We start from the raw sequence: 11,027 nt of genomic DNA, 5'->3' as shown, positions 1-11,027 counted from the left end.
TTCCTGCACACCTACAACCACCACCGCTGCCACACCGCACTCGAAGGCCAGCCACCCATCAGCCGCGTGAACAACGCTCCAGGTCAATACACCTAAGCCGTCAACAGGTCGGCTGCTCACTCCCAGTCCCAGTCGATCCCGAGGATCCCGGGCCGTACGCCCTGCTCCACGGTGTGGACCGTACGGTGCCGTCCGCTCAGCGTCAGATCCGTCCGGGCACCCCGCGGCGTACCAGTCGTGGCCTGCGCGAACCTGCGGCACCGCACCGGCAGCGCACCCTCGTCGAAGCGCACCTGCAGGACGTACTGCCCGCCCGCGAAGCTGAAGCCCCGCACATACTCACCGCTCGGCCCGCCGGTCCCGTCCTCGAAGCCGTAGCCGAAGAAGTACGTCTCACCCGCGCGCAGCCGGGCGTCGAACAGCAGCTCTGCGACGAGCACCCCGGTCTCCCGGTGCCACCGCACCCGCCCGGTGCGGCAGTTCTCCAGCGCGCTCACCTCCACCCGGGCCGGGTCGCAGCCCGGGTCGCCGTGGTGGATGGCCAGATAGCGGTCGATGCCGTCACGGTGGGCGCGTACGACGTGCTGCGAGTCGCGCCCCACCAGCTCGCGCCCCGCCCCGATCCGTACCCGCTCGTGGTGCCCGACCGTGTGCAGCCCACCGTCCGTCGGCTGCTCGAGGTCGGCCAGCAGCTGCTCGACCGCGCCGGACGCCTCCACCAGTGAGCGGTACGAGCGCCCGGCGGGGCGCTCGACATCGCCGCGCGCGCCGCCCTCACCGACGCCGAGCAGCCGGATCAGCGAGTTCCCGGGCAGCTCGAGCACCTCCTCCAAGGCGCGTACAGCGCGCAGCGACTCGGGCCGTTGCGGGCGGCGCGCACCCTGCTGCCAGTAGCTGAGGCTGGTCACCCCGACCTTGATGCCGCGATGGGCGAGGTGGTGCTGCACTCGCTGGAGCGGCAGTCCACGCACTGCGAGGGCGGCGCGCAGCGCCAGATGGAACGGGCCGGTGTGCAGCACCTGTGCCAGATCGGCCTCGGTGTGCCCCATGGTTCCTCCAGCGGCTCTCAGGGATCTCGGGGGTCTCAGGGGTTTCAGGGATCGAGTGAATGTTCACGAGGGTGGCGAACCGCTGTGGGTGGGCGGCGACAGGCGTGCAGGTGGAGCGGGACGGAGGTGTTCACATCCCGGCCGCAGCATTCACAGCGCGTGTCACCCCGCATTGAAGCGTGTTGACCTGGTCTCGACAAGGACTGATGCTCATCCGCAGCGTCCGGACGCGCTCCTCCATCCCCACCCCCCTCGGGAGGAACGCGATGCGCAACACCGAGAGACGGCTGCCTGCCGCAGTGGCCGTCTCGGCCGCACTGTTCACCCTGCCCATGCCGACGGCGACCGCCGCGCAGACGGACGCCCCCTCCGTAACCCGTGCCACCCTCGCCTGGAAGCGCCTTGACATCACCATGCAGGAGCAGCAGAAGACCAACTGGTGCTGGGCGGCCGGTGGCAACACCATCGCCGCGTACTTCGGCAGGAACTACTCCCAGAACCAGTTCTGCAACGCCGCCTTCAGCCGCCAGCAGGGCAGCGAGTGCCCCAACTCGCAGGCCACGCTCGGCAATGTCCAGACCGGCCTGCGCTGGGCCGGCATCAACTCGGGGTCGTATGTCACAGGCTGGCTGCGCTACCCGACCGTACAGACCGAGATCGACGCCAACCGCCCCGTCGAGACCCGTATCCAGTGGTCGAGCGGCGGTGGGCACATGCATGTGATCTACGGCTACGACGACGCCGACAGCTGGGTCTACTGGGGCGATCCATGGCCCTCCAACGACCGCTACAACTGGGCCTCCCACGCCTGGTATGTCGACAACGACTCCTTCTCCTGGACCCACTCGCTCTACCGGATCGGGGCGTGAGCGCGATGAAGAGGACCCCACGCGCCTCCGTCACCGCGGCCTTCGCGGCCTGTCTCTCCCTCGGCGCCATCGGCACGGCCACCGCCGCGAGCACCGGCGCCGGCGGCCCCTCCGCGGCGGACCGTGCCGAGGCCGGGCGCGCCGTCACGGCCCCCGCAACCCTTCAGACCCTGTCCCGATTCTTCGCCCGCGACGGGGCCGCCACCAGGGCGGCGGCCGCTCCCCGCGTCGAAGGCGGCACCGTCCCCGTCTACACGCTCACGCCGGAGTTCGTGGCCGGGAAAGCGGGCGCTCCCGTCGCCCGGCTGGAGTTCCTTGCCGCCCAGGCGGTGTCGTCCGAAGGTCAGAAGGCCTCGCTGTGGACGGCCCGCCAGAGCGGTCGGTGGCAGGTGGTCAACATCGCCACCGGCGACGACGAGATCCGGTACGCGGAGCAGGGCGCCCGCAAGCTGCCCGGCGGCACGGTCTTCCGTGAACCGCAGATCGACGCCTGGTACGTCAACAAGGGCGCGAAGGTCCTCCCGCTGGACGAGGACGCGATACGGGCGGTGGGCAGCCACGGCACGACGCTCGCCGCCTACCGGGCCCGGGTCCGCACCGCGTACGCGGACAAGCTCCCCGGGTCGGCGTACGCGAGGAAGGGCGGCGCGGGCGGCTACGCCGCGCATGAGGAGAACGACCGGAACGGCGCCGCCACCTTTGCCTCGGCGGCCGCCGGAGCAGGCGCCCTCGCGGCCCTCGCCCTGTGCGGGCTGACGGCCGTCCGTCTGCGCCGCCGCGCCTGATCACCGGAGGCTGGGCCCCGGACCGCGGACGACCTTCGGTCGTGCCCTCGGACGCCGGACGGGCCGAATTTCAGCCCCTCCGGCGCTTGAGGTGGGGGTCCCCCACGCCCACCAGGCGTAGGGGGGAGGGATTCGGGGCGGAGTCCCGACGAGCCCCGGGCGCCCGGCGCTTCCCCCACGGTGCCGGGCGCCCGGACATGACCGCACTGTCACTGCCCGCCAGTAGGGTGGTCGACATGGCAGACCCCTCCAGCTACCGCCCCAAGCCGGGACAGATCCCCGACTCCCCGGGGGTCTACAAATTCCGCGACGAGCACCGCCGGGTGATCTACGTCGGGAAGGCCAAAAGCCTGCGCCAGCGCCTGGCCAACTACTTCCAGGACCTGGCGAATCTGCACCCGCGCACCCGCACCATGGTCACCACGGCAGCCTCCGTCGAGTGGACCGTCGTCTCCACCGAGGTCGAAGCGCTGCAGCTGGAGTACTCCTGGATCAAGGAGTTCGACCCCCGGTTCAACGTCAAGTACCGGGACGACAAGAGCTATCCGTATCTCGCGGTCACCCTCAACGAGGACTTTCCGCGGGTCCAGGTCATGCGTGGCGCCAAGAAGAAGGGGGTGCGCTACTTCGGTCCGTACGGACATGCCTGGGCGATCCGCGAGACCGTCGACCTGATGCTCCGCGTCTTTCCCGTACGCACCTGCTCCGCCGGGGTCTTCAAGAACCACGCACAGAAGGGCCGGCCCTGCCTGCTCGGCTATATCGGCAAGTGCTCGGCGCCCTGCGTGGGCCGGGTCACCCCCGAGGAACACCGCGAACTGGCCGAGGATTTCTGCGACTTCATGGCCGGCCGCACCGGCACGTACATCCGCCGCCTGGAGAAGCAGATGATGGCGGCCGCCGACGAGATGGAGTACGAGAAGGCTGCCCGGCTGCGCGACGACATAGGGGCCCTCAAGCGGGCCCTGGAGAAGAACGCCGTCGTGCTGGCCGACGCCACCGACGCCGATCTGATCGCCGTCGCCGAGGACGAGCTCGAAGCCGCGGTACAGATCTTCCACGTCCGCGGCGGACGCGTCCGCGGCCAGCGCGGCTGGGTCACCGACAAGGTCGAGGCCGTCGACACCGCCGGCCTCGTCGAACACGCCCTGCAGCAGCTGTACGGCGAGGAGCGCGGCGATGCCGTCCCCAAGGAGGTGCTCGTCCCCGCCCTCCCCGAGGACACCGATGCGGTCACCCAGTGGCTGAGCGACCGCCGCGGCTCGCACGTCTCGCTCCGCATCCCGCAGCGCGGCGACAAGAAGGACCTGATGGCGACGGTCCAGCGCAACGCCGTACAGGCGCTCGGCCTGCACAAGACCAAACGCGCCAGCGATCTCACCACCCGCTCCCGCGCACTGGAGGAGATCGCCGAGGCCCTCGGCCTCGACTCGGCGCCGCTGCGGATCGAGTGCTTCGACATCTCGCACCTCCAGGGCGAGGACGTCGTGGCGTCCATGGTGGTCTTCGAGGACGGCCTGGCCCGCAAGAGCGAGTACCGCCGCTTCCAGATCAAGGGCCGTGTCGGAGACGAGCAAATCTGGCACGGCGAGGGGCAGGACGACGTCCGGTCCATGCACGAGGTGGTCGCCCGCCGCTTCAGGCGGTACCTCGCAGAAAAAGACAAGACGGGGGAGTGGATCGGTGACGACACTCCCGACGACGACGGAAAGCCCAAGCGCTTCGCATACCCGCCCCAGCTCGTCGTCGTCGACGGCGGACAGCCCCAGGTGGCCGCCGCCCAGCGTGCCCTCGACGAGCTCGGCATCGACGATGTCGCCGTCTGCGGCCTCGCCAAGCGCCTCGAAGAGGTCTGGCTGCCGCACGACGCCGACCCCGTGGTCCTGCCCCGCTCGAGCGAGGGCCTGTATCTGCTTCAGCGGGTCCGTGACACGGCTCACGACTTCGCCATCCGCTACCAGCGCTCCAAGCGGCGCCATCGCATCAGGACAAGCCCGCTGGACGCGATCCCCGGCCTCGGCGACACCCGGAAGCAGGCTCTGATCAAGCATTTCGGCTCGGTGAAGCGGCTGAAGCAGGCGACAATCGAGCAGATCTGCGAGGTACCGGGCATGGGCCGGAAGACGGCGGAGGCCGTCGTAGTGGCCCTCGCCCAGGCGGCTCCTGCCGCACCTGCCGTGAATACGGCAACAGGAGAGATCATTGAAGAGAGCGACGGGGGCAGCACGACATGACTGAGCACGATGGAGACGGAGCAGCAGACGTGAGTACGGGCACCACGACCGAGCCCGGCGGAGCCGCTGACGCGGCCATCCCCGAGCTGGTCATCATCTCCGGAATGTCGGGCGCCGGGCGCAGCACGGCCGCGAAGTGTCTCGAGGACCTCGGCTGGTTCGTCGTCGACAACCTGCCGCCCGCGCTGATCCCCACCATGGTGGAGCTCGGCGCCCGCTCGCAGGGCAATGTCGCCCGGATCGCCGTCGTCGTCGACGTACGCGGTCGGCGGTTCTTCGACAACCTCCGCGAATCCCTCTCCGACCTCGACTCCAAGCAGGTCACCCGGCGGATCGTCTTCCTCGAGTCGTCCGACGACGCCCTGGTCCGCCGTTTCGAGTCGGTCCGCAGGCCCCACCCCCTCCAGGGCGACGGCCGGATCGTCGACGGCATCGCCGCCGAGCGTGATCTGCTGCGTGAGCTGCGCGGCGACGCCGATCTGGTGATCGACACCTCCAGCCTGAACGTCCATGAACTGCGCGCCAAGATGGACGCCCAGTTCGCGGGCGACGAGGAGCCGGAGCTGCGCGCCACGGTGATGTCGTTCGGATTCAAGTACGGACTGCCGGTCGACGCGGACCTCGTCGTCGACATGCGCTTCCTGCCGAACCCGCACTGGGTCCCGGAGCTGCGCCCCTTCACCGGCCTCAACGAAGAAGTCTCGAACTACGTCTTCAACCAGCCCGGCGCCAAGGAGTTCCTGGACCGCTACACCGAGCTGCTCCAGCTGATCGCCGCGGGCTACCGGCGCGAGGGCAAGCGGTACGTCACCATCGCGGTCGGCTGCACCGGCGGTAAGCACCGCTCCGTCGCCACGTCCGAGAAGCTGGCCGCCAGGCTCTCCTCGGCCGGGATCGAGACCGTCGTCGTCCACCGGGACATGGGGCGCGAGTGACCGGACGCAATCTCCGTCTGCGGCGGCTGCGCAGGTCCACGCACGCGCTGTCGGGACGGAAACGCGGCGCGCAGCCCAAGGTTGTCGCGCTCGGCGGCGGTATGGGCCTGTCCGCGTCGCTCACCGCCCTGCGCCGTATCACCGGCGACCTCACCGCGGTCGTCACCGTCGCCGACGACGGCGGCTCCAGCGGCCGGCTCCGCGACGAGCTCGGCGTGCTGCCGCCCGGTGACCTGCGCAAGGCCCTGGCGGCGCTGTGCGGTGACGACGACTGGGGCCAGACCTGGGCCCGGGTGATCCAGCACCGCTTCCAGTCCCAGGGCGAACTGCACGAACACGCGGTCGGCAATCTGCTGATAGTGGCCCTGTGGGAGCAGCTCGGCGACCATGTCCTGGCCCTGGACCTGGTCGGCAAACTGCTGGGTGCGCACGGCCGGGTGCTGCCGATGTCCGCCGTGCCACTGGAGCTGCAGGCGTTGGTACGGGGCCATGACCCGGCGCGCCCCGACGATGTGGACACGGTGCGCGGCCAGGCGACCGTCGCGCTGACACCCGGTGAGGTGCAGTCGGTACACCTCGTCCCGCACGACCCGCCCGCCGTCCCCGAGGCCGTTGCCGCCGTCCTGGACGCCGACTGGGTGGTTCTCGGCCCTGGCTCCTGGTTCTCCTCGGTGATCCCGCATCTGCTGGTGCCCGAGCTGCTGGACGCGCTGATCGAGACGAAAGCCCGCCGGGTCCTCTCGCTCAACCTTGCGCCGCAGCCCGGTGAAACCGATGGCTTCTCACCGCAGCGTCATTTGGAGGTTTTGGGACGACACGCGCCTAAACTCGCCCTGGACGTGGTGCTGGCCGACGAGGCCGCTGTGCCCGACCGCGAGTCCCTCGCCGACGCCGCCAGGCGGTTCGGCGCCGCGGTCGAGCTGGCGCCCGTGGCCTCGCTCGACGGAGTTCCGAAGCACGACCCGGAGCTGTTGGCCGCCGCGTACGACCGTATTTTTCGGATGCATGGAAGGATCGGCCCATGGCGATGACGGCAGCGGTGAAGGACGAAATCTCCCGGCTTCCCGTCACCCGGACCTGCTGCAGAAAGGCAGAGGTCTCGGCGATTCTTCGGTTCGCGGGCGGGCTGCACCTGGTCAGCGGTCGCATTGTGATCGAGGCGGAGCTGGACACAGGGATCGCGGCGCGGCGGCTCAAGCGGGACATCCTGGAGATCTTCGGGCACAGCTCGGAGCTGATGGTGATGGCGCCGGGCGGACTGCGCCGCGGCTCCCGTTACGTGGTACGGGTGGTGGCAGGCGGTGACCAGCTGGCGCGTCAGACCGGTCTGGTCGACGGCCGCGGCCGCCCGATCCGCGGACTGCCGCCGCAGGTTGTCTCCGGCGCCACCTGTGACGCGGAGGCCGCCTGGCGCGGCGCGTTCCTGGCGCACGGCTCGCTCACCGAGCCGGGCCGCTCCTCCTCGCTCGAGGTCACCTGCCCCGGTCCGGAGGCAGCCCTCGCCCTGGTCGGCGCGGCCCGCCGGCTCTCCATCGCCGCCAAGGCCCGCGAGGTACGCGGCGTGGACCGTGTCGTCGTACGGGACGGGGACGCGATCGGCGCGCTGCTGACCCGTCTCGGGGCGCACGAGTCCGTACTGGCCTGGGAGGAGCGGCGAATGCGGCGCGAGGTGCGTGCCACCGCCAACCGCCTCGCCAACTTCGACGACGCCAACCTGCGCCGCTCGGCCCGCGCCGCGGTCGCCGCCGGTGCCCGGGTGCAGCGCGCGCTGGAGATCCTCGGCGAGGAGGTGCCCGAGCATCTCGCCGCCGCCGGCCGGCTGCGGATGGAGCACAAGCAGGCCTCTCTTGAGGAGCTGGGGGCGCTCGCCGACCCGCCGCTGACCAAGGACGCGGTCGCGGGCCGGATCCGCCGGCTGCTGGCGATGGCCGACAAGCGGGCCCAGGACCTCGGCATTCCGGGTACGGAGTCCAATCTCACCGAGGAGATGGCGGACGGCCTCGTCGGCTGAGTGTCCGCTGAATGTCAGCCTCCACGTTTCACCGACCGCTGTCGGCGCCCTCGCGGCGCCGACAACGTCGTTGTGTCCACCTGTAAGCACTCTTGACATGATCATGAGGTGACATGAGCCTGGCGTCCGGCCACTTTCGTGGCACACAACAGCAAGGGGGGCTAATGAGACGCAGAGCGAGATCGATCCTCGCAGCGGCTTCACTGCTCGCAGCCGGACTGGCGGCGGCACCGATCGCCCAAGCTCAACAGGGGGGCGAGGGCGGCGACGGACTCTCCGTATGGCACGCGAAAGTCGTTAAGGCGCAGGTGCCGCTGATCCTCGCCGCAGGCGCCGACGCTCATGAACTGACCGAGCAGGTGCCCGACAAGGGCACCGCCACCGTCGAACTGTTCCTCACCAAGAAGCAGGCCGGCGAACTGCGCGGGCAGGGCGTCGACATCACCGAGCACACGGTCTCGGCCAAGTCCGAGAAGCGCGTGGCGGCCGCGGGCGACGGCGTCTTCCGCCCGTACAGCGGCGACAACGGCCTGCAGCGCGAGATCCTCGCCACCGGACAGGCCAACCCGAACCTGACCAAGGTCGTCAGCATCGGCAAGACACTCAAGGGCCAGGACATCCTCGCTCTCAAGATCAGCAAGGGTGCCAAGAAGTACAAGGACGGCTCCAAGCCCTCCACGCTGTACGCCTCCAATCAGCACGCCCGCGAGTGGATCACCCCCGAGATGACCCGGCGGCTGATGCACTACTACCTCGCCAACTACGGCAAGGACCCGCGGGTCACCAAGATCGTGGACTCCACCGAGCTGTGGTTCGTGATCTCCGCCAACCCCGACGGCTACGACTACACCTTCACCGGCACCGACCAGCGCCAGTGGCGCAAGAACCTGCGCGACAACAACGGTGACGGCAAGATCGCCCCCGGCGACGGCGTGGACCTCAACCGCAACTTCGCCTACAAGTGGGGCTACGACAACGAGGGTTCGTCCCCCGACCCGGCCGACGAGACCTTCCGCGGCACCGGCCCTGCCTCCGAGCCCGAGACCAAGGCCCTCGACGCCTTCGAGAAGCGCATCGGTTTCGAGTACGGCATCAACTACCACTCCGCGGCCCAGCTGCTGCTGTACGGAGTCGGCTGGCAGGTCGCGACCCCGACGCCGGACGACGTCCTCTACAAGTCCCTCGCCGGTACGCCCGAGAAGTCCGCGGTTCCCGGCTACCGCCCGCAGGTCTCCTCCGAGCTCTACACCACCAATGGCGAGGCCGACGGACACGCCGCCAACGTCAACGGGATGATGATGTACACCCCGGAGATGTCGACCTGCGGAACCGCCTCGCGCGTCGACCCCAACGACCCCTGGAACGCGGCCGACTGCGCCTCGGTCTTCACCTTCCCGGACGACGAGAAGCTGATCCAGCAGGAGTTCGCCAAGAACATCCCGTTCGCGCTCTCCGTCGCCGAGACCGCCGCCCACGCCGACCAGCCGTCCTCCTCGCTGGGGCTGACGGCCGCGGACTTCACCCCTGACGCCTTCACCACCTCCTACGCGCGCGGCGGCGACCAGGAAGTGTCCGTCGTCGCCCGCAAGTCGGTACGCGACAAGGAGCTCAAGTACCGCGTCAACGGCGGCCGTACGCACGACCAGGCACTCAAGGCCTGGGAGGGCGGCGAGACCTACGGCGGCCATGACAACATCCGCTTCGACGAGTACCGCGCCAAGGTGCAGGACGGCGACGTCGGAGACAAGGTCGAGGTCTGGTTCACCGGCGAGACCAGGGCCGGAAAGCCCACCGCCAGCGAGCACTTCACGTACACGATCGCCGAACGGCCGCGCGGCGACACGCTGGTGCTCGCGGAAGAGGGCGGCACCGTCGCGGCGCAGCACACCGCCGCATACACCAAGGCCCTCGCCGACAACGGCCACAAGGCCGCCGTCTGGGACGTCGCCACACAGGGCGTCCCGAACGCCCTCGGCGTACTCGGCAACTTCGAGACGGTCGTCTGGTACACCGGCGCCAACCAGCCCTCCGCGGCGACCACCCGGGCCGTACGGGACTTCCTCAACGAGGGCGGCAAGCTGATCAACGCCGGTGAGCAGGCCGGCGGCAATATCGACCTCGGCGGCGCCGACTCCAACGACTTCTCGCAGTACTACCTCGGCGCCTACAACCGGATCGGTCTCAAGTCCCCGCCGTCCTTCGCGGGCGCCGGGAAACTCGCGGGTGCGAAGGCCTCTCTCGCCGATGCGCCCGGCAACCCGCTCGACCTGGCCGGTGCGTACACCGTCACCTCGGACACCCTGAAGCCCGACCAGTTCCCGAAGTTCAGGAGCGCGCCCGCGGGCGACTTCCCAGGCATCCGCACCCCGTTCGAGCCGGCCGAAGGCTCCTGGTTCGCGGCGGCGAAGCACCAGGACAACGCGTACATGCGACTGGCACGGACCGTGGACCTGTCCGGGACGGCGGCCGGCGCCAAGCCGAGCCTGCAGTTCCAGCTCAGCTACGACACCGAGCGCGGCTACGACAACGTCATCGTGGAGGCGCACACGGTCGGCCAGGACGACTGGACGACCCTGCCGGACGCCAACGGCGGCACCACCACCACGGTGCCCGTCCAGTGCGAGGAAGGCTTCTATGTGGCGGGCCACCCCTTCCTCGCCCGCTATCTGACCGTCGCCGACAGCGGCTGCACGGCGACCGGCACCAGCGGCGCCTGGAACCGCTTCACAGGCTCCTCCAACGGCTGGCAGCCGGTCTCCATCGACCTCAGCGCCTACGCGGGCAAGCAGGTCGAGCTATCCGTCTCCTATGTCTCGGACCCGGGCACCGGCGGAATCGGCGCCTTCGTCGACGACACCAGGCTCGTCGTCTCCGGGACCGGGCAGGGTTCCGAGGGCTTCGAGACCGCCCTCGGACCGTGGAGCGTCCCCGGACCGCCGGCCGGCAGCCCCGGGAACGCGGGCGACTGGGCGCGTGCCCAGGCGCTCTTCCACGCACAGGCGGCCGTCACCACCCGGGACACCGTGCTGCTGGGCTTCGGTCTGGAGCACGTGCCCGGCGCGGCCGACCGCAAGCAGGTCATCGGAAAGGCGCTGAGCGCCCTCCGGCGCTGACGCTGCGTAGCCGGGACCGGGTCGGCCACAA

At 69.9% G+C, this 11,027-nt stretch carries 8 protein-coding genes; 7 read left to right on the top strand and 1 reads right to left on the bottom strand.

Annotation, left to right across the window (positions count from 1 at the left end):
• Positions 1-116 precede the first annotated feature (116 nt).
• Positions 117-1,049: a hypothetical protein gene (locus AB0D12_RS28440; RefSeq protein WP_362688668.1), complete on the bottom strand. Its 933-nt coding sequence runs from the start codon at positions 1,047-1,049 to the stop codon at positions 117-119.
• Positions 1,050-1,315: 266 nt separating this feature from the next.
• Here AB0D12_RS28440 and AB0D12_RS28435 point away from each other — a divergent pair, with 266 nt between their 5' ends.
• From AB0D12_RS28435 to AB0D12_RS28405, 7 genes are all read left to right on the top strand, one after another.
• On the top strand, positions 1,316-1,918 hold the full coding sequence (locus tag AB0D12_RS28435; protein WP_362688665.1) for a papain-like cysteine protease family protein: 603 nt from the start codon (positions 1,316-1,318) through the stop codon (positions 1,916-1,918).
• Between the two features lie 5 nt (positions 1,919-1,923).
• Positions 1,924-2,703, top strand: a complete 780-nt coding sequence (locus AB0D12_RS28430; RefSeq protein WP_362688691.1) for a hypothetical protein — start codon at positions 1,924-1,926, stop codon at positions 2,701-2,703.
• A 236-nt stretch (positions 2,704-2,939) separates the two neighbouring features.
• The gene (gene uvrC / locus AB0D12_RS28425; RefSeq protein ID WP_362688662.1) at positions 2,940-4,937 is read left to right on the top strand and encodes an excinuclease ABC subunit UvrC; all 1,998 of its coding nucleotides are present in this window, start codon (positions 2,940-2,942) and stop codon (positions 4,935-4,937) included.
• On the top strand, positions 4,934-5,872 hold the full coding sequence (gene rapZ / locus AB0D12_RS28420) for an RNase adapter RapZ (protein WP_362688661.1): 939 nt from the start codon (positions 4,934-4,936) through the stop codon (positions 5,870-5,872). Before uvrC ends, rapZ begins: the two co-directional genes overlap by 4 nt.
• Positions 5,869-6,903, top strand: coding sequence for a uridine diphosphate-N-acetylglucosamine-binding protein YvcK (gene yvcK, locus AB0D12_RS28415; RefSeq protein ID WP_362688658.1), 1,035 nt, complete (start codon positions 5,869-5,871; stop codon positions 6,901-6,903). The genes rapZ and yvcK overlap by 4 nt, the downstream gene beginning before the upstream one ends.
• The gene (gene whiA / locus AB0D12_RS28410; protein WP_215093490.1) at positions 6,894-7,883 is read left to right on the top strand and encodes a DNA-binding protein WhiA; all 990 of its coding nucleotides are present in this window, start codon (positions 6,894-6,896) and stop codon (positions 7,881-7,883) included. Before yvcK ends, whiA begins: the two co-directional genes overlap by 10 nt.
• Positions 7,884-8,047: 164 nt before the next feature.
• Entirely contained in the window at positions 8,048-10,996 is a 2,949-nt protein-coding gene (locus AB0D12_RS28405) for a M14 family zinc carboxypeptidase (protein WP_362688654.1), read from the top strand.
• Positions 10,997-11,027: the final 31 nt, after the last annotated feature.

Source organism: Streptomyces sp. NPDC048479 (assembly GCF_040651435.1).
Lineage (GTDB): Bacteria > Actinomycetota > Actinomycetes > Streptomycetales > Streptomycetaceae > Streptomyces.
This window is presented reverse-complemented; position numbering and strand designations above follow the sequence as displayed.